We start from the raw sequence: 23,070 nt of genomic DNA on the forward strand, positions 1-23,070 counted from the left end.
TATCTATTCTTATAATAAATCTTAACAAGATTAGTATACCAATAAAGGTTAAAAACCGTCAAAAAAGAAAGAATTACTTTATATGAAACATAAAAATGAAGGTATTTATTCATTTTTTACTGATTTTTATTAAAAATGAAAGTTGACTTATCCCTATTTTCGGTATGTGAAGGAAAAATTTCATTAGAATGAGATGGAGCTTTATTAAACTTAAAAAGTAATCAAAAATGGGCATTGAAATGAAGCCTATATTACATAAAAACATTACATGATGAAAGCTATTATTCATATAATATAAAAAATGAATTAATTACTTCACAAACAAATGTGTTTCGTGTATTATGAAATAAATAATTCATGATATATCATAAAAGAAATAAAAATTTCTTAAAGTGAGGGAACAAAAATGGCAATCAGGAAGGTCGAGCACCCAATTCTTAAGTTCATGGAACGTACGAAAATGTCTCGTCAGTTTATGGAAAAAGCAAAAGAAGTAATGCCTGGAGGAGTAACAGCTAATATTAAGTATTTTGCTCCCTATCCTATAGTAATGAAGAAGGGGAACGGCGCATATGTAACTGACGTTGATGGAAATGAGTATATTGATTATCTTCTTTCTTATGGTGCTCTTATGTTAGGACATGGACATAAAGAAATAACAGAAGCGGTGAAAGACCAATTAGACCAAGATGGAACATGCTTATTTGGTACACCTCATCAACTAGAATACGAGATGGGTAAGAAGCTACAAGAGCACTATCCAAGCTTAGAGCTTTTAAGATATACAAATTCAGGGACTGAAGCGACACTTTTATCACTTAGATTAGCTGCTGCTTATACTGGTAAGCATAAAATTGCAAAGTTTGAAGGGCATTATCATGGTGGATATGACCAAGTTCTATTAAGTGTAAATCCTCCTGTACAAGAAGCTGGTCCTAGTGAAAAGCCCAATGCTGTTATTGAATCAAGGGGAGTAGACCCAAATCAACTAGATAATACAATTATTCTTCCTTTCAATGATTTTGAAGCGTGTGAAAATATTCTTAAGGAGAACCAAAATGATATAGGAGCATTAGTTCTTGAGCCGGTACAAGGTGGTTTCATTCCGGCAGAGCAAGAGTTTATGGATGGAATTGGTAAACTAACAAAAGAGTTAGGAATAGTGTTAATTTTTGATGAAGTAAAAACAGGATATCGATTAGGATTAGGTGGAGCACAAGAAATTTATAATATAACGCCGGACTTAACAACGCTTGGAAAAGTAATTGGAGGAGGCTATCCAATAGGAGTTGTTGGAGGTAAAAGGGAAATCATGATGGTGAGTGCACCGTCTGTAGCTTCTGACGTATTTGATTCTAGTCAAAGTAAGAAATCATCAGCGAAGGATGTTCTCTTCCATAGCGGTACCTATAATGGTCATCCAACGATTTTAGCTGCAGGGCTTGCGACAATTAAGGTATTAGAAAGAGAATCAGAGAAGGTATTTGACGTGACAAACATCTTGAAAAGTCGCCTTGAAAAACTCTTTAAGAGTAAGGGAATTCCGATGAAAGCGGTTGGCATAGGGTCAATTTTTAGTGTAGTATTAACTAATAAAGATAAAATCAGAAACTATCGAGACCTTCAAGAAACTGATTTAGTAACTAGGAAAGAGATGGACATATACCTATTAAATGAAGGTATATACACAAAGCCTCTAAATCGGTATTCTGTATCAACTGCCCATTCGTTGAAGGAAGTAGAACTTACTGTCGCAGCTTATGAGAGAGTGTTGACAAAAATGTTTGGAGGATCTCGTTTCTAAAGGATGAGATGCCCATGCTTCAAAGTGAAGTGTATAATCGGATCATTGAAAATCAAGACAGAATGAGTAAATCTCAAAAGAAAATAGCAAGCTATTTAATTAATAATACGGAAACAGCTCCCTTTTTAACCGCTTCAAAGTTAGCCAAAAATGTTGGTGTTGGGGAAGCAACAGTGATTCGTTTTGCTGTCTTTCTTGATTACAAAGGTTATCCTGATTTACAAAGACATTTACAAGAGGCCTTGAAACGTAAATGGACGTCTGCAGAGGTATTCGCAAGAACAACTGATGCAACTGATGTACCAGAAAGTGCATTAAAGGAAATACTTTCTGATGATATTCAAAATCTAAAAACAACGTTGCAACAAATCGAACCAGAAGTTTTTCAACAGGCTGTGCAAGATATTGTTAAGGCGAAGCGAATTTATATCATTGCATATCGTAGCGCCACTAGTCTAGGTTTGTTTTTAGAGTTTTATTTAGATTTAGTTCTTCAAAATACTGAAATGGTTCGTAAGGCTGATGGTGTTTCAGAACATTTGCTAGATTTAACAGAAGAAGATTTAGTAATCGGATTTGGTTTTGCTCGTTACACAAAACGGACAGTCGAAGTGATGAAGTATGCAAAGCAACGGGGGGCTAAGACATTGGTAATTACAGATCATCTCATGTCACCCCTCGTACCATACGGTAATAGAACATTATTAGCGGCAACGGAAATTAACTCATTTATTGATTCTTTTTCTGCACCATTAAGTATTGTAAGTGCACTTATTACAGCGGTTACTCGTTCAGAGCAGAATAAAGTTGAAACAAGGCTGAATCAGCTTGAGGACCTTTGGGATAACTTTGGTGTTTTTCATGAATGAATTAAATTTCATGTGATTGGAAAAACTGGTTTGCAAGTGAAGAATACGTGGTATTGAAGTGTAACTAGTTAAAGGAGGAAGATGTAATGTCTATCCAACTAAAGCTAATGATACACAAAATAATAAAGAAATTAAAGGTTAGAACAGAAAGGCGATCAGGCTTTTCACAGCAAGAGGAATGGTTAGATAATAACAACGAATATGCTGTCATGTTAGACTATGAAATTCGCTCCAAGATTGTGTAAATATAAAGACCAAAGCCCCATTCAGTTGAATGGGGCTTTCTTATGGCTTAGGAAATTAATAAATACTTAAGCTGTGGATAAGTGAAAGCTAATTCAAAGAAGGGCAATGGCTCCGCCCACTACGCGTATAGCGCCAAGAAACCCACTTGTCACTATACTTAGCCATAAAAATACACCCCAGAAGTCAGATTCTAACTCTAACTTTTGGGGTGCAGTTCAAACAGGTAGTGGCTCCACACATTGCTTTAAACAAAAGACCGCTTTGCGTTTTTTGTCCTGTTAGGCAAGTGCATTTTCTTGTTTGTTATTTTTACTGCGTAGATATTGTACAATCCCGATAATAATGAGTAAGCCAAGCCCTGGTAACGAAATTAAAAGATTTCCAGGATATACAAGCATAATACCAGCTACTAGAAGTAAGATACGCTCAATGACTGATGGATTTGTAATAAAGTAATTCATCATACAAGCACTTATTGCCAACATCCCTAAAAGAGCGGTGACTAGAACAGGAGTTAATGTCATAAATGTTGCGTCTTCTAAGACTAATACAGGATTATATACCAATACATACGGTATGATAAAACCTGCAATCGCCAGTTTTAAGGCAGTGACCCCGGATTTCATTGGATTGGCCTTGGCTATCCCGGCTCCGGCGTATGCTGCGAGACATACAGGAGGAGTAATATCGGCTACAATCCCAAAGTAGAATACAAACATATGTGCAGCAATTACAGGTACATCAAATGCAATTAATGCTGGTGCTGCCATTGATGCTGTAACTACATAGTTAGCAGTTGTTGGTAAACCCATTCCAAGTAAAATACAAGCAATCATAGTAAAGAAAAGGATTAAAAAGAAGCTCCCACCAGCTAATTGTAAAATTCCACCGGCAATTTTACCACCTAAGCCAGTTAAAACTACGATACCAACAATAATCCCTGCAGTCGCACAGGCTGCAATAACTGGTAAGGCAACTCGTGCACCTTGCTCAAGGGCATCAACCATATCACGAATACCCATTCTTGTGTCTTTACGTAATAAACTTACTAGGAAAGCAGCTGCTATCCCCCATAATGCTGCATAGGTAGCAGTAAATCCACTTAATAGCATCCCGACAATAACGATAAGTGGGAGCATTAAGTCCATACGTTTTATTAGACCTTTAAAGCTAGGCAATTGGTCTTTCGGTAGTCCTTTAATTCCCATTTTTTTTGCTTCAAAGTGAGTACCCATGAATACCCCTGAAAAGTAGAGAAGCGCAGGAATTAAGGCGATAATGATGATTTCACTATACGGAATTCCTGTATACTCAGCCATGATAAAGGCTGCAGCGCCCATAATTGGTGGCATAATCTGTCCACCAGTTGATGCTGATGCTTCAGCAGCTGCTGAAAACTCCGGTTTAAAACCGGCACGCTTCATCATAGGAATAGTGAATGAACCAGAGCCTACAGTATTAGCTACAGAACTTCCGGTTACCATCCCTTGTAGAGCACTTGCAGAAACAGCTGCTTTCGCTGTTCCACCAGTCATACGACCAGTTGCGCCAAAGGCTAAATCATTGAAAAACTTTCCGATGCCTGTTTTCGTTAACATGACCCCAAAGAATAAGAATAGATAGATAAATGTAGAAGATATTTGAATTGGAATACCAAATATTGCTTCCGTTGAGAAAAACATTCTTGTCATCAATCTTGAAAAATCAAATCCTGCATGACCAAACACAGGAATTCCTCGCCCCCATAAACCATATGCGAGTGCAAGGGATGCAATAATAACGATAGGCAATCCAACAGCCCTTCTAGTTGCTTCTAAAAGTAGAAGAACCCCTGCTGCAGCAACGATAATATCTAGATCGGTAAACCCTCTAATAATTGCTTCACGAACAAGTCTGTCATAGTTAAAAACAATGTAGAAGTTTGCTCCCATTGCAGCTAGAGCCAAGACTACATCATACCAAGGGACGCCTGACTTTTTTAGGAATGACCGTTTTGCTGGATAGAGTATATAAATTAGTGCAAGAGCACTACCAAGGTGAATTGCACCTTGTATTAATGAAGTATAGGGTCCGTTTAAGGCAGTATATAATTGGAAAACGGTTAATGAGATACCTAAAATCGAGACGACCCAGGCCCATTTTTTTAAGTTCGTTCGATAAGCAGACTCCTTATCATACTTAGCCAATAAATCTGCTTCATTTTTAGTTTCGTTAGACATACGGTCACCACCTTTACTAATAATCATCCACGAAAAAGAAGGAGTCATTCTTTTATATTAAGAATAATAAGACCACTACGTTATGATTCCACTTTTTCGTCGATTTACTAAAAGTTTTTTAGCTAGAAAAAAGACCGGACACCTTGATGCCCGGTCCTAATAAAAAATTAGAACAATTTTTTATTAGTCAATTAAACCGATTTCTTTAAAGTATCTTTCAGCTCCAGGATGGAACGGTAGACCTTCAGAACCATTTAACACGTTGTCCATAGTCATATGAGCACCTTGAGCATGTGTCACTTGTGCTGCATTTTCATATAGACCTTTAGTGATTTCATAACCTAGGTCTTCACTAATTTGACTTGTTGAACCAACAAGGATTGCATAAGCAGTGATTGTACTTACTGGTGCATCTAAAAATTCGTACGCATCAGCAGGGATTTCTAAGTGAGCATAGCCACTGTTTTCTTCAACGTAAGCTAATGCTTCACCATCTACTGGGAGAATTACAACATCACGTTGTAACGCTAATTCAGTTACGCTACCAGCTGGTAAACCTAATAATCCAAAGCTAGCATCTAAGTTTCCATCTTGTAAACGACCAGCAGCATCACCGAAGCCTTCTTCAAATGCTTGATAGTCACCATCTTCAATACCATAAGCAGCAAGGATTAGTTTAGCAGCAGCTTGAGTTCCACTTCCTGGTGGTCCAATAGCTACTCGTTTACCTTCAAGTTCAGAAATTGAAGTAATTCCTGTACCTTCAGTAGTAAGAACTTGCATTACTTCAGGATAAATATGACCGATGAAACCAAAGTTCTCAACTGGTAAACCGTCAAATTCTCCTTCACCATTGTAGGCATCTAAAGCTGGTAAGTGAACAGACATACCTAATTGCATTTCACCACGTGAAATTTGTGCTAGGTTGTCAACAGAAGCTCCAGAAGATACGGCACTTACGTTAAACCCTTCGAATTCAACGTGCTCATTCATGATGTTTGCCATTTCTTGTCCTAATGGGTAGTACGTACCACCTGTACTTCCAGTACCTAATTGTAGGTCTGTACGGAAGTCTTCAGCAATTTCTGGAGTATCTGTGTCTTCTCCAGCTCCTGTGTCTGGTGTTTCATCAGCACCGCCTCCACATGCTGCTAATACTGAACCTGCAGCAAAGATGGAAACAAACCATAAAGAAAGTTTCTTTTTCATTGCATATCCCCCTTGATATGTATATTTTGTGAAGTAAACTTCACCGCTTAATTTTAAAGCAAAACTAATAAGATTGTCAAAGATCTCCTTAATATCATAGAAAAACCAATTTTTTCGAAAAAGTCTAACTAGTAATTTAATAAAAAAGAGTCTGTCCCATCTTGAATCAAATACCCATTCACTAAGGTGTTGAAACAAGTTGGAGAGACTCTGAAATTTAATCTAGCTTTTCATAATTGCTAGGTTCGGTTGCTAGTATTGGTTCCGACGTATCAATATGACCGAATAGCTGGTCTTTAATCTCACCGTCAATTAAAATTTGTGTTTCACTAAAACCAAATTGCTTCATCATTAAAGCAATTTGTTGCAATAGCATCTCTTCAGCACCTGAACCAACTGGTGCGTCAAGAAACTCTTTAGAGAATGATACGTAAGCAACCCCTTCAACCTCTTCAACAGATTGAACTTTGACATTATCCGTTATGAGAGAAGAGAGTTCTTCATGCTGTGGCCCTTCCACCCATGTTTCTAATGTCTTCTTGAATAAGTCTTCGTCAGTTCCTTCTATAGTTGTTTCGATACGATAAATATTTTCTACTTGATTATCAGAGAAGTAAAGTTCTACAGGATGCGTATCTACTTCTTCTTGTGTTACTTCTTCTTGTGTTACATTTTCTTGTGCTTCACTGTTATCTGCTGCTTCACGGTTATCAGAAGCTTCTCCAGAAATATCAGTTTCTACTTCTTCTAGTAATTCTTCATTCTGATCAACATCTATACCATTAGATGCATCAGAAGAGTCAACTGTTTCCCCACCTTGTCCACAAGCTGAAAGGATGATGACTGTGAACATTGATAAAAGTAACGCTTTCCAAATCTTGTTCATCTTGTATCCCCCTATTTTTAGTGCCATGTCTAAATTTTACAACATCATAAGTAAAATTCAATCATTTTTTAGACCTAAAAATACAATTTACTGATGGTAAATTGCTAATGGTTAATTATTAGTAGAAGAAAAAGTAAACCTAAAGGCTTATTTTTATTTACTAGTTATCAAGGTTTCAAATTTATACTGGTTGAATACATCATTAGCAATTTTCAATTGTATGTTATAGGATTTGGAAATAAAATCATGTATAATGTTTGCATAGTTACTATTAAGGTAGGTGAAGAAATAAATGCCTCAAGGAAAGTATTTTCGGTTTGGTTATGCGATAGTTTTAATTTTTGTGATTATCTATTTAGCAACTTTAATTGATTTTATCTTTACTCCTATTGTTGTATTAGTTCAAACACTATTTGCACCAATTATTTTAGCAGGGGTTTTATATTATTTATTAAGACCATTTGTTAATATGCTAGCAACAAAAATCAACAGAGGATTATCGATTGTAATCCTTTATCTAGGTGCTGTTGCACTTATAACATTATTTATTTTGTTAATAGGTCCGGAGTTGCAAAATCAGTTTAACAGTTTAGTGAAGAATATGCCATATTTTGTAAATGAAATTAGAGGATTTATATTACAAATTCAAGAGAATGAATGGCTAGCAAGATTCCAGGAGACAGAAAATTTCTCGATTGAAGAAATTATTACTACATACACTAGCTACTTAAATGACTTTGTTTCTAAATTAGGTTCAAATATTGCTTCTTTTGTTGGGTTTATAGCGAATATATTTATTATCCTGATTATCATTCCTTTTGTACTGTTCTATATGCTTAAAGAAGGAGAGAAGGCACCTCGTCAAGTACTAAAGTTACTTCCGAGTAAGCAGCAACAAGAAGGAAGAAAGATTTTAGCAGATATGGATACAGCATTAAGCTCCTATATCCAAGGACAAATTCTTGTCAGCTTTTGTGTGGGAGTTTTAGCGTATATCGGTTATTTGATACTTGGGCTTGAGTTCTCGTTAGTTCTTGCATTAGTTGCGATGTTTACCAATGTAATTCCATTTGTAGGACCTTGGATAGGGACGTTTCCCGCGGTGATTGTAGCTTTTTTCTTCCATTCTCCGTTCATGGCACTTCTTGTTATTATTGTGATTGTTGTTATCCAGCAAATAGAAAGTAATTTTATTTCACCACAAATTATGGGGAGGAAGTTAGCTATTCACCCATTAACAATTATCCTCTTATTATTAGTGGCTGGTCGGTTCGCCGGATTATTGGGACTAATTTTAGCTGTACCAACCTATGCTGTAGGTAAAGTAATAGTTAGTCATACGTATCGACTTATTAAGTTAAGAAATAAACCAACAGAGGATTAGAATCCATATGTTGATTTTCTATTCTTATTTGGATAGAGTAGAGTATATTGATATTAATACGAGGTGAATTAGATGGCTTACGAGTTAGATGGAATTATGCAAATTGAGTACGATGAGCTTCAAAAGCTTGTTGACAGAAAATCTGAACTTGCACCAATCATTATTGATGTAAGGGAATTAGAAGAATACAATGAAGGACACATTCCTACAGTTCCGCTATTACCGATGCACAGTATTCCACCAGTAATTGAACACCTAGATAAAGATAAAGAATATATCTTTGTTTGTAGAAGTGGAAGCAGAAGTCAGCACGTGGCATTATACCTTAAACAAAATGGCTTTGATAAAGTGAACAATTATGCTGGAGGAATGCTCGGTTGGGAAGGACCAATTGCTACTGGGGAAGAAAATGTTGTCAAAGAAATTAGTGATCTTTATAAATAAAACATTACAGTAGCTGTGTTAGAAGGGGAACCTTGTAACACAGCTTTTTAGTATTTGATTGAAATATTTCAATTTTCCTGTTGTTTTTCGTCGAAAGAAAAGGGATGTTTTAAAAAGGAATTTTGAGATATTATAAAGAAGCTAGAAAGTGAGAGAGAAGAATTAGGAGGAGTAGGAATGAAGTTAGGATTTATTAGAATGATACTTCTTTCTGGAATAGTCATTATTCTGACTTTTGCAGGAAACGAGACATATGCAAATTCTATTAAACTATATATTGACGGACAGCCACAAACATACTTTGGACAAGTAGTGGAGGAGAATGGGGAAATGTTTCTTCCGTTACGTCCAGTCATGTTAAGTGTCGAAAGAAGGGTAGCAAAGGAAACAGAGATGGTTTATGGACTCAGCATGGAGCAGGATTACCTTGAAAATATTGAAAACGATATACAAGTTCAATCAATTCGTGGCAGAGATATGATCACACTAGCAGAAGCTGAGAAGCTAGGTTTTGAAAGTACTTTTTACAATGAAGAACAAGTACTGCATGTTTCTTCAAGTAATCTATTAACAGTAGCTGATATAGAAATTGGTATGTCAAGACAAGAAGTCAATGAAATTCTTGGAACGATTCATTGGAATACAGTGTTTAGTAAGCAAGCTGATTATATTGGCTTTTATGGTGAAATGCATTCATATATGTATGTCGATAGGTATGGATATGAACGTCGCGGAGAAGTACCAGATATTCAAATTGAAATTATTGATGGAACAGTATCTTATGTTATAGTTTCCTCACCAGAGTACCTGACTTCAAAAGGTGTGTCAGTTGGTGATAATGTTAGTACATTATTCCGGACATATGGGACAAGCTTTGTTCGAGAGTATATCGATGGTAAAGAAGTATACATTTACGATGTTGAACAAGGTTCAATTTGGTTTATTGCAAATCAGAATCGAGAAATAGAACGAATTGGTTATTGGGATCATTGGATGAGAGGTTTTTAATAGTGAAAAGGGATTGTCTGTAAGGTTAGTTACCTTATTGACAATCCCTTTTTTAAAAGATAGAAAGTATAAAACACTACTATCAGATTTGCCGATGAAGTTCAATGGCTTAGCAATTACTTCAACGGTTTTCTAAGAATAGATACTACTACAAGTGGTCCGTTTTCTTAGAGTACTGTCGTTCGCCTCGCTGACGATTCTTTTCACGTAATTCATTTTTTTGTTGTAGTTTTGCATTATTGTCTCTTTTCTTTTTGTCATCATCTTGAGTATGTGGCATGCTAACATCCCTCCTAAATAAAAGTCATTACTATTCTTTGTTTTATTATGAAAATGATACATTTGTGAATTGTGATGTTTCATGTCGTGTTTTTTTGGGAAGAGAAAAGTAACGCCAATAAAGGAGTGTTGTAATATGAAGAAAACATCCGTTTTTCTATCGGCTATTGCAGGTACCGCTGCTGGTGCAACTGCTATAATGTTAAAAGATAAAGATAATCGAAAAAAACTTTTGTCGATGTCGAAGAAGTTCGTTCCTATGTTAAAAACCCATGATGATAAAATAGCAGAAGAATTACCAAAGAGAATTGGTCATCCAGACCCTCATGATTATGAGGATAATTCAATGGTTGATGAAGGTTCAATTTATTCAATACAATATTATAATGAGAAGAAAGAGAAACAGCCCACGTAATTTTGAGGCTGTTTCTTTTTTTATCTAAAATAATTTTTATCTTTTTATGGTAAAGCTAAGGAGGGTATTTGTTAATGGATAATTTCAAATTTCAAATGGCAAAAGAATTAAAAGCTTATTCGAGGTATTTATGGTTTTGTAAATTGCTTAAAATCAACTATCGTTGATTCTTTTAATACTTTTTTAATAATTTCATAAGTGAGGTTTAATGATTGTTTGTGATAATTGGTTTAGGACGTTGAAGGAGGTAGGATTAATGGAAGATAAACCGGTTGCTCAGCTTATTAGTTTGACTAAGAAAATCGGGAATACAACGATTATTGATGATGTTACATTAGATATATACCCTGGTGAGGTGTTTGGATTTTTGGGACCAAATGGTGCTGGGAAAACGACAACGATTCGAATGCTAGTTGGACTTATGAAAATGTCTGCAGGAGAAGTACTTATAAATGGATACAGTATAAAAAATGACTTTGAAAAGGCAATAGCTCATGTAGGTGGGATAATTGAGAACCCTGAGATGTATAAATTTTTATCTGGTTATGATAATTTAATACACTATGCAAGGATGCTTCCGAAAAAGGTTAGTAAAAAGAGAATAGATGACATTGTAAGACTTGTTGGGTTAGAGGGTAGGATTAATGAAAAAGTTGGGAAATACTCTTTAGGGATGCGACAGCGATTAGGATTAGCACAAGCCCTTCTCCATTCTCCATCATTATTAATATTAGATGAACCTACCAATGGATTAGATCCTGCGGGAATTAGAGAAATTAGAAACTACATTCGTAAGATTGCTCATGAGGAACAATTAGCTGTATTTGTTTCAAGTCATATGTTATCAGAGATGCAGTTAATGTGTGATCGTATTGGAATTATACAAAAAGGAAAATTAATTAGCGTTGAAACTGTTGAGAATTTTGTAGATGTGAAGAAGGATGTTAAAACAAGCTTTGATATTGATAGACTTGATGAAGCTTTACAGTTTGTTCAAGATAAGTTTCCAGCGACGAAGCCTATTATTAATAAAGGGTTATTACAAATTCAAATAGTACGGGATCAAATTCCATCAATGACAGAATCACTTATACAGGTTGGATTCAAAATTTATGGTATTTCTTCAGATAAGAAAACACTAGAGGATAAATTCTTAGAAATAACGGAGGAATAAGATGGGACTACTACGTTTAATTCAAAATGAAAATATGAAGATTTATAAGCGTACGGGAACGTGGGTAATGATAGGAATGCTTGTATTAGCTATTCTTGTTGTAGCTATCTTTACAAATGTGTTTATGACAACAAGTGAAAATTGGAAAGAACAGCTAGTAATTGAAAACCAACATTTAATGGAAAGTGTATCTGGAATGCCTATGTTGGAAGTAGCAAACAGGCATGTTGAACAACGTATGGCAATAAATAATTACCGGATAGAAAATGATATTCCACCTATTGAATCGACAACTTTGTGGGGATTTATGATTGATTCAACAACATTTACAGGCTTCGTTTCATTGTTTACGATTGTTATTGCTGCTGGGATAGTTGCAAGTGAATTTTCGTGGGGGACGATTAAGTTATTACTTATTAGGCCAGTGAGTAGAGGAAAAATATTATTATCGAAGTTCCTAGCAACCTTGTTATTTGCATTAATTTTACTACTATTATTATTTTTCTCTTCTTTTGTATTAGGAGCAATTTTCTTTGGCTTAGGCGGGGCAGAGTTACCTTACTTAGCATACATGAATGGTGATGTTGTTGAAAAAAATATGTTATCACATATTTTTAGCTTGTTTGCATTTCGTAGCATTGACCTTATCATGATGACAACAGTTGCTTTTATGATTTCAACAGTTTTCCGAAGTAGTTCCTTAGCTATTGGTATTTCAATCTTTCTTATGTTTACAGGACCACAAATGGTTCAATTATTTAGTCAATATGATTGGGTAAAATATATATTATTTGCAAATACAGATTTACTTCAGTATGTTAATGGTACACCGTTAGTTGAAGGTATGACTATGACATTTTCTATTGTCATGCTGCTTATTTATTTCCTAGCCCTTGTAATACTATCTTGGGTCATTTTTGAAAAAAGAGATGTGGCAGTTTGATATAATAAAATTGGAATTATAGAGATTACATGGCAAAATGGGATGAATTCATCTTATTTTGCTATTTTTACATATGGCTGTTTATTGTTGGTTTACAATTTGGAGGGACCTACGTGAGTGATACAATTTTAATTATTGAAGATGAACGTGAGATTGGTGAGTTAGTTCGGGACTATCTTGAGGTGGAGGGATATCATGTTATTCTTGCATTTGATGGCACAGAAGGGCTCGAGTTATTTAAGAGAGAAGAGCCTACATTAGTTGTTTTAGATATTATGCTTCCGAAAACTGATGGTTTAGAAGTTTGTCGTACGATTCGTTCTAACTCAACAGTTCCGGTTATCTTAATGAGTGCAAAAAAAAGTGAAACAGATAAAATTATCGGTCTAGGAATCGGTGCAGATGATTATATTACAAAACCCTTTAGTCCGGGAGAACTTGTTGCGAGAATCAAAGCTCAGCTTCGTCGGTATAAACACTTTTCTTCAACGGTTGAAAAGAAGACACTGCTAACAAGTGGTGAGCTACAAATAGATGAGCAAGGGTTTACAGTTTCAATAGGGGAAAACAATATTGAGTTATCAGCAAAAGAATTTCAAATACTTTTGTTCTTAATGAAAAATAAAGGCCAAGTGTTTACAAAGGAGCAATTATTCGAGAAGGTATGGGGGTACGATTCTTACGGGGATATGAATGCAGTTACTGTGTACATTCGCAAAATCCGTGAAAAAATTGAGAAAGTCCCTTCTAAACCAACTTACATAAAAACAGTATGGGGTGTTGGTTATAAGTTTGAGGGTGAAAGTCTATGAATTTTGGCATTAAGACAAGGCTTCTCCTAGCATTTCTTTCGATTATTATCATGCCTATATTAACAATACTCGGCTTATTATATATTTTTTCTACACAGCTTGAAGAAATGGAAGTGGAGCAAAGCGAAAAGCTAGACCTCCTTTTTCAGGAAGTAAAGAATGTAATAATTGAAGAGTATGAGCATATTAACGAACAGAATAAATTTTTTCAAGAAATAGAGCCGTTGCTACTCATATATGATATTGATATTACGATTACAGATGAGTCAGGATTACTTTTTACTTCGGTTGACTACCGAAGTAATACACAGATTGAGAACGAATTTATATTTGACCTTGACCAGCTACAAGCATTTCAATTCTTTATCGAGCCAGTTGAAGGAGAAGTCCTGACTGTCGATCTGAAGGCTAACTCATTTGAAGTAGAACCGTTTACAAGTATTAAACAAATCTTATTGAATATTTTTCTTGCAATAGGTGGGGGATTTGTTGTGTTAGTAGGTTTAATAGTAGGTTGGACATGGTATATTTCTCGAACAATTTTACAGCCCCTTAAACAAATTTATCAAGCAACAGAAGAAATGAGAGATGGAAATTTAGATTATAAAATTGACTATAATAAAAAGGATGAAATCGGACGTTTTATTAATGGATTTAATTTAATGAGAGAGAAACAAAAGCTCTATGAAAAAAATAGAAAAGAATTAATTGCAAGCATTTCTCATGATTTACGTACCCCTTTGGCTTCAATTAAAGGCTATGTAGAAGGGTTACAGGATGGTGTCGTTAAAAGTAAAGAGATGGAACAAAAGTATTTACGAGTGATAAAAACAAAAACTGAACAACTAGATTATTTAATAGAAGATTTATTTGATTTTTCTAAGTTAGATTTAGAACAGCTGCCGATGGAAAAAGTGACTGTAGGTAGTCATGATTTTTTCACAGAAGTTATATATAACGGTAAGATGGATGCAGCACAGCAAGGTGTGAAATTAGATGTGAAGGGTGAAATTCCAAATGTATCGATTGATTTAGACCCTTTTCGGATAGAGCAAGTCCTAATGAACTTATTAGAAAATGGTGTACGATACGGCGGTACAATGATTGATGTAGGTTTTTCAGTAAACAAGGAAGTACAAGAGCTGCAAGTTGTAATTTCTGATAATGGAAGAGGGATTTCAAAGAAGGAGATTCCTATGGTATTTAACCGTTTTTATCGTGGTGAGAAATCTCGTTCACGAGAGCATGGTGGTACAGGTTTAGGATTAGCGATTTCAAAACTAATCATTGAGGCCCATGAAGGTCGCATTTGGGTCGAAAGTGAGGAAGGGGAAGGATGTCAGATAAGTTTTACTCTCCCAATATAGTGATTGAAATGCTATAATTAGGAAAAAATAGAGGTGGAAGAAGATGACAAGCTCAATAGTAAATTAATACTGGTGTTACTCCTGCTATGTATAAATGAACATAGCAGGATTTTACGTTTAGGAATATTTATAAGTTTAATTATTCCTCCTTACGTATACATTAATAACAAGGTAAGGAGAGCCATAACTAGAGGTGAAAAAAATGGAGATTATAAAAAAGCTCTCTGTTATTACATTAGGGGCTGTATTATTAGCTGTAGCTTTAAATATTTTCTTAATACCAGCTAATGTGTTTGCTAGTGGTTTTACCGGGGTTGCGCAACTACTCGCAACTGCCATTCCATTATCAACTGGTATTATACTTTTGCTACTAAATATACCTGTTGCTATTTTAGGATGGATGAAGATTGGCAAGGAGTTTACGGTCTATAGTTTTATTAATGTTGGTTTAACAACATTCTTCCTTGAAGTAATTCCATTAGAAGGAATTTCACAGGATTTATTATTAAATGCTGTTTTTGGAGGGGTTATCCTAGCAGTTGGTGCGGGCATAACACTGAAAGTTGGTGCCTCTACTGGTGGGTTAGATATTATCGCATTAATCTTATCTAGAAATTCAGATCGTTCAATTGGAATGTATTTCTTTATACTTAATGCTTTAATTGTTGGAACATCTGGACTGTTGTTTGATTGGGAACGTGCATTATATACAATGGTTACTTTATATGTTTCCTCGAGGGTGATAGATGCAATTTACACTCGTCATGTAAAATTAACGGCCATGATTGTTACAAAAAATCCTGATGAATTACGGGAAGCGATTCATGCACGGTTAGAAAGAGGAATTACTCGTCTTCCAGCAAAGGGAGGATATACAGAAGAAGATAAAGAGATGTTGTTGATTGTGCTAACTCGTTATGAGCTTTACGATTTACAGCAAGTCATACAACAAGTAGATCCTACAGCTTTTACAAATATTGTAGAAACGGCCGGTATCTTCGGGTTATTCCGAAAAGGGGACTAAGTAAAAAAGTAGGGGAGAGAGGATGATATGAAAAAATGGGCGCTTATTTTTTCGGTATTAGCATTATCTGCTTGTGGTGTGGAAAATGAAGAAATAGAACCAGGGGATGATCAGATAGTGATATTGGAACAATTAACAACTAGTCTTCATGTTATAGAGGATGAGAGTCATCTTGTTGCTGAGATAGCTATAAAAAATGTAGGACCTGAAAACGTAGAAGTGACATTTCCATCTGGTCAAATGATTGAGATCATTGTTGAAAATGAGCAAGGAGATATTGTTTATCAGTACAGCGATAATAAGATGTTTACCCAAGCAGTAATGATGAATAGTATCCCAACAAATGAAGAGCTTAGCTGGACAGAAAGTATAGAAGTTGAAAATCCAAAAGGGATTTACACCGTAACAGGAGAAGTACTTGTAACAGAGGTAAATGGGGAAAATGTACTTGTTGGGGAATTTAGAGATATGCAAGAGATCACGATTGATTAATTACTATATAATAAGGGCTACCTATGTTACTACTTAGGTAGCCCTTATTAGTATTGATGTTAAAATCTTAAATCTACTGATTCCATTTTTTTTTCGCTGCTTTGCTAACTGAAGTAATAAAGTGTTGCCATTGTTCACTGCCTTGCTGAACATCGTTTATTTCTTCGGAGCCAATACTCGTCTTTCTTTTCTTTTTGTACCAAAATTGTTTAAAAGGCTTAGGCATATCTTTTTTCATATTTCAGACCTTTCTAGTAGAAGTTTAGCTTTTCGGTGTGACTTCAATTCAATCATCTAGTTTCTAAGTTCTAGTAGTTCTCGTAATTCATCCTGAGATAATTCGGAAAGCTGTTGCTCATTTGCACCTAACACTTGGTCTGCTAGTTGTTGTTTCTGTTGAAGCATATGGTCAATTCTTTCCTCTAATGTTCCTTTCGTTACCATTTTATGTACGGTAACATGTTTCTTTTGTCCAATTCGATAAGCTCTGTCAGTAGCTTGGTTTTCTACAGCAGGGTTCCACCATCTATCATAGTGAATAACATGGTTCGCAGCCGTAAGATTTAACCCGGTTCCACCAGCTTTTAATGAAAGTATAAAGATCGGATGGTCATTACTTTCTTTAAATAGATTAATTAGCTCATCACGCTTCTTGCGTGGCAGGCTTCCATGGAGAAATGGGATGTCCTTTCCGAGCCATTCACCTAACCCTTGTTTTAATAATGTACCCATTTCTTTATATTGCGTGAAGATTAATGTTTTTTGTTCATTATCTATAATTTGCTCTAGTAAGCCCATTAGTAATTCCCATTTTTCTGAGCGAGAGGCAAGTGGTCCGCCATCTTTTAAAAATTGAGCAGGGTGGTTACAGATTTGTTTTAGTTTTGTAAGGCTACTTAATATCAATGCACGACGTTCCATGTCAGTTACGTTATCTATTTGGGTCATTAAGTCATTTACAACTACTTGATAAAGAGTTGCCTGTTCAATCGTTAAGCCAACAAGATGTGTTTGTTCATTTTTATCAGGCAATTGCAGCTCTAATGTTGGATCAGATTTTTTCCGCCTCAATAAAAATGGAGAAATAAGCTGTTGTAATTGAGTGAGACGTTTTTCATTCTTCTCTTCGCCTTCTAGCTCTTTAATGAACATTTGTTGGAAGTGTCGATATGAGCCTAAATAGTTATGATTTAAAAAGTCAACCATTGCCCATAGTTCTTTTAGACGATTTTCAATTGGTGTACCAGTTAATGCAATTCGATGAGTAGCACTCATTTTCTTTATTGATTTACGTTGCTTTGTTTCTACATTTTTTACTTGCTGTGCTTCATCTAGGATCAGACCATCCCATGTAACAGATTTCCATATGTCTTCGTCACGTACTGCAAGGGCATAGGATGTGATGATAACATCGTAAGTTAATTTTTCCTCTAGTTCATTTTCTATAACTCGACTATCACCGTGATGGATAAATACTCGTAATTTAGGAGCAAATTGCTCTAGCTCATGAACCCAGTTTCCGATAAGAGACGTTGGACATATGAGTAAGAATGGAACAGAGCTTTTCTTTTCTTGTTTCTGTACTTCTCTAATCTTAAGTAGATAGGAAATCGTTTGAATTGATTTTCCTAGTCCCATGTCATCAGCTAAGCAAGCTCCGAAGCCGATTTTTCTCATTAATAACAACCATGAGTACCCTTCTTGTTGATAAGGTCTTAAAGTACCTTGGAGTGATAGTGGTGGTTCCACGAGCGGAATATCTTTCTGTTCAATCATCGAGAGAATCTTTTCTAACTTGTCATCCCAGTTCACTTGCCAATCAATATGAAATTCTTCATCGACACTATTTTCGACATCATTAGGCTTTGAATCAGCAGCCATATGTTTTTGAAGTGCATCAAAAAAGGAAAAAGGTTCCTCTTTCTGTGAGTCTAGCTGCTGTTTCAACTTATTTGCTTGTTTCGGGTCCCATAGCAACCACTTACCACGAACTTTCACTAGTGATTCTTTTCGTTTAACTAGTGAAGTAAATTCCTCTTCAGTTAATGTTGCACCACCAACTGAAACATGGTATTGAAAATTAGTAAGACTTTCCCAACTCATTAACGGGTCGATACTTGTATCAATCGGTTCATTTTGTTTAGCTACATTAACTTGAACTGAATACTGATTTTGAATATTACGCATCCATTGAGGAACATAAATCGTAAATCCTATCTCTTGTAATCGTTGGAAATCTTCAGTTAAAAACATGTAAACTTCATCTGCAGTCACAGTGATTTCAGAATTAGTAGGTGATAACTTTACTAGTTTTGGAACCTTTTCTGTTCCTAAACTAAGATCTTGTTTAATTTTTGAAATAGGGTTACTTCGCCAAGGATGATCTCCATTTTTTAGTTGTTCCATTGTAATGAAAAGGGACGGATCTTCACGGTCCTGAATAAACAAGGAAAGTGTCCATTCTTCTGATTCTGTCTTGGGCTCATTAATGGCAATCCCTGTTTTAAATGGAGACTGCGGAAGCACTCCTAATTCCTCAAGTAGATATAATTCATCAACTTCACCAGTAACAGTATTTTCGCTGTCAAGAGATTCTACTACTGAAGATAAGATGGCATCATCTGTGTTATTTAAATTAATTAATGCATCTTTTACATCTTGCTCTGAATGCAGTAAATCTCTAATTAACTTGTCACAGATAGAATTAGCAACAACTTGTAAGGATAACTCTTGATTATTTTTTACAAAGTGTGCAGATTGTGTTTTAAGTGAATAGCCTGACTGAGGAATGATTTTTTTCCAAGCAGACCAATCGCTTCTTCGTAATTTCCAATGTCCATCAGTTGTAGGCAGAAACGCACCTTTTGAAATATCAATTTGAATCTGTTCAAAGAACTCAATCCAGCCAGACAAGTCTCCACTTACATACCAATCAGACGAGCTTTTCCAAGTTTTGATTAATTCGATATAGGTTGCAAGACTTTCGATAGGAATGGTTATTCCTTCAATAGGGAATAAGTGATTTTCGTCATTTGAATTCGCTTGATAGATAAGCATTTCTCCAGCCGGAGAATAGAAGTGTCGTTCTAATAATGGTACATCAAGCATGGCTTTGTCGGTAGATATAAAAGTACCGTAAAAGGACTCTTCATCATAGCGAAACAGTTCAAGCTTTAGTTCAGCTGGAGAATATAAAAATGGATATTGAAAATTCACATATTCCATATATTTTTTTTGCTTTTTTCGTTCTCCCCATATAAAGAAGGTTTCTTCATTGAGAAAACCTCCATGTAAAATGACCCTATTTTCCTTTAACGATTCCATTAAGCTTTTTCATCTCCTGTAACAATGCACGGTATGTTTTATAAGTGGATTTTAATTGCTCCAGATAGTCACTAAAGCGGTCTTGTTTTCCTAATTCATTGTAAATATGACCTAATTCAATTAAATACTCCACTGCTTCTTCATAATGCTGACGCGATTTTTTTTCAACGAGTCTCACAACAAATTGATGATAAATAGGTAATAATTGAGCGGAATTATGTTGTTTAACTCCCTTTAAAAAACGTTCTTTCTCAGGTGATAGCTGTAAGGGATTTTTCTCATGCTTTAAAAGAAAATCAATTCCTTCTTCATAGAGCTGTTCTTTATTTACTATTTGAATGTATAGTTGCTGTGTAAATGGCGTTTCATGGTGACGTTCTAATAACGGTAAGATATAGCTTAGGACTTTTTTTCGGTCATCTTTGTTATATGATTTGATTTTGGTTTGATAGGTTTGAAAAGAAGGTCTTGTAAGCCAAGACTTCCATATTGCTTGAATTTGTGAGTTTATATCCTGAGAATTTAATGCCATTTGTTCATAGAACGGTTGTAGCCTTCCTAGAGACTGATTTTTCCAACTAGGTATAAATAAATTAAACCAAACCTTCATGGTGTCCCTATCGTTTCTATCCTGTAAGAGTTTGAAATGATAATACAAATCATTTGGTGTAACTTCATTACTACGTACTCGTAAGAGCTGTAGTGACCGTGCACCATCCTCACATGCCAGGGCAACAAGGCTTGTTAAGTAGGTAAGTGAACGATTTTCTTTATTATGTTTATGGTTTTCTGAAAGTATCTTATAGTAGTCTTGAGTTTTGTTTCGATTCTCCTCAAGCATAATCCATTCTCTTAATAGCGTTTCCCAAGGAGAATGGTCAACTTCTAGGTAGTCAATATAATAAAAAAGTAATGAATCTGAGAGCCATTCTTTAAATCTCGAGTCTGATTCTTCTGACACTTGTGGTAATAGAGGCTCAATATAAGTAACAATGTATTGATAGAATTTCATAAAACGTCGTTCAAATGGATCCGACGTTTTAAATTTTTGTGCTAGCGAAAGAGTGCCATTAACTAAATAAAATACGCCTATCATTGTTTTTTTGTAACTAAACTCTGCTGTTTGTTTGATTGAATGTAGTGTTTTATCACTTAGTTGTTTAAGTTGTGCATCTGTTAAATACCGTGATGAAGTCAAAATTTTATATACTTGTACGACAGTTGTTTCAAGTTCTTCCTGGATACTATGTTGTATTTCTTTTACATCAATTAATTCTATATCTTCAGTCATCAGTACATCCTTTACATAATATAAGACGGCTGCCATGTGTTTACAATAATTATCATAAGGGCAAGAACATTCACTCTTTGGAAAGTTTATTAGGTCAAGGTGGACGTTATAGGATTCCGAACCTGACACAGTTGCTTGTACTGTTTTTCCTTCCTCAATCGAAATTTCCCTTATAAAATCATTTACAAAATAAGTGTAACCACGGTCAGAAATCCGCTTGGCAAAGTATTTAGCTAACAATTGTTCAATTTTCTTAGCCTGGTTCGGCATTTGTTTTTTCAATCAAATCACCACGATCTCATTCATTTCATCATTCAATTGTATCATTGGTGAGAAGAAGAAACAAACGGAGTGCTGATAGATGATAGGAGATCCTTTTTTGAAATCGGAAGGAAAACCGTTAGAAATAGAGAAGTACCTAGTGTCAGCTATTTTAATTCAGTCGGTAAATTGTTATAAGGGGGAGAGAAATATTGGTGCCTATTCGAAAAAAAGTTCAGATTCAGCAGTTTCTTTCATCGTTTTCAAGTACAGTACATTATGACCAAGTGAAGCAAAAGCATTATTTAGTATTTGAAGACCGATTTCGTAAAGGACAAATTACATTGATGAAAACAAATGGACGTTGGTCAACTCATGGGAAAGGCAAAAGTTATAGTGATATTAAAGAGAGCTATTTAGATGAGGACGAGGTAATTTCTCTTGTTTGGAAGCATCGAGCTGCAGTGAACCGAGTGATGAGAGAAGAGTTAACGGGAAGTGCAAGTGTTAATTGATAATTGTTAATTTACCAGGGCACATCAAATGGATGTCTTAAGTTTTGATGTGCCCTCGAATTTATTAAAACAATATGGAGTACAAGCTTAATACCGCTATGCTACTAAGGACAACGAAAATTAAATTCGCTCCTGTTAGTGCGACAAGAATGGCAGTCACTCCACCGATAATGCCGAACCAAATATTTTCATTTACATATAGAATCCCTGGGAAAATAAGGGCTCCTAATGCAGCATAAGGAACATTTCGAAGAATTCCTTGTACTCGTTTTGGAATTTTATTAGCATCTATCGCTACTAGAGGGAGCATTCTTGGTATGTAAGTGACAATGGCCATCCCTGCTATGATAAGAAACATAGTAGACATTATTCCTCCTCCTTTTTCTCGAAAAATTCAATTGCTACTGCAGCGACTAAGGTTGCAAAGATGATTGACCATCCACTAGGAATAACCATTGAAAGTAGAGAGTTTAATACAGCAGCAATAAGTGCAAGTGAAATAACTTTTCGATGCTTTTTTAAGGAAGGAACTAATAACGCAATAAACATTGCATATAAAGCAATTGCCATACTTTCCTGTAAGGTTTGAGGGAGAATACTTCCAACCATATGACCTAATGCAGAGTTGAGGACCCAGCTACTATAAGCAATTGTTGCGACACCAATGATAAACCCACTCTTCACTTGCCCTTCCTGAGTTGTAGTCACGGCAAATACTTCGTCAGTAATCCCAAAGGAATACAATGCTTTTTTAAACGGATGGTCAGGTTCTACTTTCTCACTTACGGAAGCACTCATTAGTAGATGACGTATGTTCACAATAAATGTTGTAAAAATAATTTCAAAAGCTCCTGTACCAAGAGCGATTAAGTTAAGTGCCATATATTGGGCAGCGCCAGCAAAGACAAATACGCTCATTGCAGTTGCTTCTGCTAATGATAGCCCTGTCGCCTTGGCTAGTAAACCAAAGGTTAATGCAGCAGGTGCGTACCCAATGGCAATACTAATACCAGCAATCAAACCTCGTTGAAAATCTGTTTTTTGACTCATTACTGTTGTTGCCATAGAAATCCCCTTGAATAAAATTTGTTTTATTACCATTAT

Annotated in this window: 23 protein-coding genes; 14 read left to right on the plus strand and 9 right to left on the minus strand. The window is 35.5% G+C overall.

Translation table 11 applies throughout. The features are described from left to right. Positions 1-406 precede the first annotated feature (406 nt). The 3 genes from CD003_RS00565 to CD003_RS21600 all read left to right on the plus strand — a co-directional run bounded on the left by CD003_RS00565 (position 407) and on the right by CD003_RS21600 (position 2,918). Positions 407-1,804 carry an aspartate aminotransferase family protein gene (locus CD003_RS00565; protein ID WP_096198953.1) on the plus strand — a complete coding sequence of 466 codons (1,398 nt, stop codon included), beginning with the start codon at positions 407-409 and terminating at the stop codon, positions 1,802-1,804. A 14-nt stretch (positions 1,805-1,818) separates the two neighbouring features. Further along, positions 1,819-2,673, plus strand: a complete 855-nt coding sequence (locus CD003_RS00570; RefSeq protein ID WP_096198954.1) for a MurR/RpiR family transcriptional regulator — start codon at positions 1,819-1,821, stop codon at positions 2,671-2,673. Between the two features lie 86 nt (positions 2,674-2,759). After that, positions 2,760-2,918, plus strand: coding sequence for a hypothetical protein (locus CD003_RS21600; protein WP_179295375.1), 159 nt, complete (start codon positions 2,760-2,762; stop codon positions 2,916-2,918). Between the two features lie 279 nt (positions 2,919-3,197). On the opposite strand, the gene CD003_RS00575 is transcribed toward CD003_RS21600, so the two are convergent. The 3 genes from CD003_RS00575 to CD003_RS00585 form a co-directional block, all read right to left on the minus strand. Further along, the gene (locus CD003_RS00575) at positions 3,198-5,138 is read right to left on the minus strand and encodes a TRAP transporter permease (protein WP_096198955.1); all 1,941 of its coding nucleotides are present in this window, start codon (positions 5,136-5,138) and stop codon (positions 3,198-3,200) included. A 183-nt stretch (positions 5,139-5,321) separates the two neighbouring features. Continuing rightward, positions 5,322-6,347, minus strand: coding sequence for a TAXI family TRAP transporter solute-binding subunit (locus CD003_RS00580; protein WP_096198956.1), 1,026 nt, complete (start codon positions 6,345-6,347; stop codon positions 5,322-5,324). A gap of 217 nt (positions 6,348-6,564) precedes the next feature. Continuing rightward, on the minus strand, positions 6,565-7,233 hold the full coding sequence (locus CD003_RS00585; protein WP_096198957.1) for a GerMN domain-containing protein: 669 nt from the start codon (positions 7,231-7,233) through the stop codon (positions 6,565-6,567). A 292-nt stretch (positions 7,234-7,525) separates the two neighbouring features. Here CD003_RS00585 and CD003_RS00590 point away from each other — a divergent pair, with 292 nt between their 5' ends. The 3 genes from CD003_RS00590 to CD003_RS00600 all read left to right on the plus strand — a co-directional run bounded on the left by CD003_RS00590 (position 7,526) and on the right by CD003_RS00600 (position 10,069). Then, a complete protein-coding gene (locus CD003_RS00590; RefSeq protein WP_096198958.1) occupies positions 7,526-8,617 on the plus strand; it encodes an AI-2E family transporter in 1,092 nt (363 codons plus the stop codon). Between the two features lie 72 nt (positions 8,618-8,689). Further along, positions 8,690-9,061, plus strand: a complete 372-nt coding sequence (locus CD003_RS00595; protein WP_096198959.1) for a rhodanese-like domain-containing protein — start codon at positions 8,690-8,692, stop codon at positions 9,059-9,061. 177 nt (positions 9,062-9,238) lie between these two features. Continuing rightward, positions 9,239-10,069 (plus strand): hypothetical protein, encoded by an 831-nt coding sequence (locus CD003_RS00600; protein ID WP_096198960.1) that lies wholly within the window; start codon positions 9,239-9,241, stop codon positions 10,067-10,069. A 148-nt stretch (positions 10,070-10,217) separates the two neighbouring features. Here CD003_RS00600 and CD003_RS00605 read toward each other — a convergent pair whose 3' ends face one another. Further along, positions 10,218-10,349: a DUF3941 domain-containing protein gene (locus tag CD003_RS00605; protein ID WP_096198961.1), complete on the minus strand. Its 132-nt coding sequence runs from the start codon at positions 10,347-10,349 to the stop codon at positions 10,218-10,220. A gap of 135 nt (positions 10,350-10,484) precedes the next feature. On the opposite strand from CD003_RS00605, the gene CD003_RS00610 reads away from it, so the two are divergent. From CD003_RS00610 to CD003_RS00640, 7 genes are all read left to right on the plus strand, one after another. After that, positions 10,485-10,763 (plus strand): hypothetical protein, encoded by a 279-nt coding sequence (locus tag CD003_RS00610; protein ID WP_096198962.1) that lies wholly within the window; start codon positions 10,485-10,487, stop codon positions 10,761-10,763. 256 nt (positions 10,764-11,019) lie between these two features. After that, a complete protein-coding gene (locus tag CD003_RS00615; RefSeq protein WP_096198963.1) occupies positions 11,020-11,937 on the plus strand; it encodes an ABC transporter ATP-binding protein in 918 nt (305 codons plus the stop codon). A 1-nt stretch (position 11,938) separates the two neighbouring features. Next, positions 11,939-12,880, plus strand: coding sequence for an ABC transporter permease (locus CD003_RS00620; protein WP_096198964.1), 942 nt, complete (start codon positions 11,939-11,941; stop codon positions 12,878-12,880). Between the two features lie 113 nt (positions 12,881-12,993). Beyond that, positions 12,994-13,692 (plus strand): response regulator transcription factor, encoded by a 699-nt coding sequence (locus CD003_RS00625; RefSeq protein ID WP_257008126.1) that lies wholly within the window; start codon positions 12,994-12,996, stop codon positions 13,690-13,692. Continuing rightward, the gene (locus CD003_RS00630; protein ID WP_096198966.1) at positions 13,689-15,059 is read left to right on the plus strand and encodes a sensor histidine kinase; all 1,371 of its coding nucleotides are present in this window, start codon (positions 13,689-13,691) and stop codon (positions 15,057-15,059) included. Before CD003_RS00625 ends, CD003_RS00630 begins: the two co-directional genes overlap by 4 nt. 202 nt (positions 15,060-15,261) lie before the next feature. Next, positions 15,262-16,083 carry a YitT family protein gene (locus CD003_RS00635; protein WP_096198967.1) on the plus strand — a complete coding sequence of 274 codons (822 nt, stop codon included), beginning with the start codon at positions 15,262-15,264 and terminating at the stop codon, positions 16,081-16,083. A gap of 27 nt (positions 16,084-16,110) precedes the next feature. Beyond that, positions 16,111-16,575 (plus strand): BsuPI-related putative proteinase inhibitor, encoded by a 465-nt coding sequence (locus CD003_RS00640; protein WP_096198968.1) that lies wholly within the window; start codon positions 16,111-16,113, stop codon positions 16,573-16,575. Positions 16,576-16,648: 73 nt separating this feature from the next. On the opposite strand, the gene CD003_RS21605 is transcribed toward CD003_RS00640, so the two are convergent. From CD003_RS21605 to CD003_RS00650, 3 genes are read right to left on the minus strand one after another with little or no spacing between them, the layout of a single operon-like run. Continuing rightward, positions 16,649-16,813 carry a hypothetical protein gene (locus CD003_RS21605; protein ID WP_179295376.1) on the minus strand — a complete coding sequence of 55 codons (165 nt, stop codon included), beginning with the start codon at positions 16,811-16,813 and terminating at the stop codon, positions 16,649-16,651. Positions 16,814-16,869: 56 nt separating this feature from the next. Continuing rightward, the gene (locus CD003_RS00645) at positions 16,870-19,899 is read right to left on the minus strand and encodes a DEAD/DEAH box helicase (protein ID WP_096198969.1); all 3,030 of its coding nucleotides are present in this window, start codon (positions 19,897-19,899) and stop codon (positions 16,870-16,872) included. Then, on the minus strand, positions 19,877-21,472 hold the full coding sequence (locus CD003_RS00650) for an SWIM zinc finger family protein (RefSeq protein WP_096198970.1): 1,596 nt from the start codon (positions 21,470-21,472) through the stop codon (positions 19,877-19,879). Before CD003_RS00650 ends, CD003_RS00645 begins: the two co-directional genes overlap by 23 nt. Positions 21,473-21,666: 194 nt before the next feature. Here CD003_RS00650 and CD003_RS00655 point away from each other — a divergent pair, with 194 nt between their 5' ends. Further along, positions 21,667-21,966: a hypothetical protein gene (locus CD003_RS00655; RefSeq protein WP_142302819.1), complete on the plus strand. Its 300-nt coding sequence runs from the start codon at positions 21,667-21,669 to the stop codon at positions 21,964-21,966. 64 nt (positions 21,967-22,030) lie between these two features. Here the strand turns inward: CD003_RS00655 and CD003_RS00660 are convergent, their stop codons facing one another. Together CD003_RS00660 and CD003_RS00665 are read right to left on the minus strand one after the other, a co-directional pair. Then, entirely contained in the window at positions 22,031-22,336 is a 306-nt protein-coding gene (locus tag CD003_RS00660; protein ID WP_179295577.1) for an AzlD domain-containing protein, read from the minus strand. After that, positions 22,333-23,031 carry an AzlC family ABC transporter permease gene (locus CD003_RS00665; RefSeq protein WP_096198973.1) on the minus strand — a complete coding sequence of 233 codons (699 nt, stop codon included), beginning with the start codon at positions 23,029-23,031 and terminating at the stop codon, positions 22,333-22,335. The genes CD003_RS00660 and CD003_RS00665 overlap by 4 nt, the downstream gene beginning before the upstream one ends. Positions 23,032-23,070: the final 39 nt, after the last annotated feature.

It is taken from the genome of Bacillus sp. FJAT-45350 (assembly GCF_002335805.1).
In the GTDB taxonomy this organism is placed as follows: Bacteria; Bacillota; Bacilli; order Bacillales; family NISU01; genus FJAT-45350.

Coding starts and splice junctions, on each gene's coding strand:
- CD003_RS00615 (WP_096198963.1), top strand. CDS start 11,020: ATGGAAGATAAACCGGTTGCTCAGCTTATTAGTTTGACTAAGAAAATC.
- CD003_RS00645 (WP_096198969.1), bottom strand. CDS start 19,899: ATGGAATCGTTAAAGGAAAATAGGGTCATTTTACATGGAGGTTTTCTC.
- CD003_RS21605 (WP_179295376.1), bottom strand. CDS start 16,813: ATGAAAAAAGATATGCCTAAGCCTTTTAAACAATTTTGGTACAAAAAG.
- CD003_RS00605 (WP_096198961.1), bottom strand. CDS start 10,349: ATGCCACATACTCAAGATGATGACAAAAAGAAAAGAGACAATAATGCA.
- CD003_RS00580 (WP_096198956.1), bottom strand. CDS start 6,347: ATGAAAAAGAAACTTTCTTTATGGTTTGTTTCCATCTTTGCTGCAGGT.
- CD003_RS00565 (WP_096198953.1), top strand. CDS start 407: ATGGCAATCAGGAAGGTCGAGCACCCAATTCTTAAGTTCATGGAACGT.
- CD003_RS21600 (WP_179295375.1), top strand. CDS start 2,760: ATGTCTATCCAACTAAAGCTAATGATACACAAAATAATAAAGAAATTA.
- CD003_RS00595 (WP_096198959.1), top strand. CDS start 8,690: ATGGCTTACGAGTTAGATGGAATTATGCAAATTGAGTACGATGAGCTT.
- CD003_RS00590 (WP_096198958.1), top strand. CDS start 7,526: ATGCCTCAAGGAAAGTATTTTCGGTTTGGTTATGCGATAGTTTTAATT.
- CD003_RS00620 (WP_096198964.1), top strand. CDS start 11,939: ATGGGACTACTACGTTTAATTCAAAATGAAAATATGAAGATTTATAAG.
- CD003_RS00575 (WP_096198955.1), bottom strand. CDS start 5,138: ATGTCTAACGAAACTAAAAATGAAGCAGATTTATTGGCTAAGTATGAT.
- CD003_RS00600 (WP_096198960.1), top strand. CDS start 9,239: ATGAAGTTAGGATTTATTAGAATGATACTTCTTTCTGGAATAGTCATT.
- CD003_RS00630 (WP_096198966.1), top strand. CDS start 13,689: ATGAATTTTGGCATTAAGACAAGGCTTCTCCTAGCATTTCTTTCGATT.
- CD003_RS00610 (WP_096198962.1), top strand. CDS start 10,485: ATGAAGAAAACATCCGTTTTTCTATCGGCTATTGCAGGTACCGCTGCT.
- CD003_RS00585 (WP_096198957.1), bottom strand. CDS start 7,233: ATGAACAAGATTTGGAAAGCGTTACTTTTATCAATGTTCACAGTCATC.
- CD003_RS00635 (WP_096198967.1), top strand. CDS start 15,262: ATGGAGATTATAAAAAAGCTCTCTGTTATTACATTAGGGGCTGTATTA.
- CD003_RS00665 (WP_096198973.1), bottom strand. CDS start 23,031: ATGGCAACAACAGTAATGAGTCAAAAAACAGATTTTCAACGAGGTTTG.
- CD003_RS00570 (WP_096198954.1), top strand. CDS start 1,819: ATGCTTCAAAGTGAAGTGTATAATCGGATCATTGAAAATCAAGACAGA.
- CD003_RS00640 (WP_096198968.1), top strand. CDS start 16,111: ATGAAAAAATGGGCGCTTATTTTTTCGGTATTAGCATTATCTGCTTGT.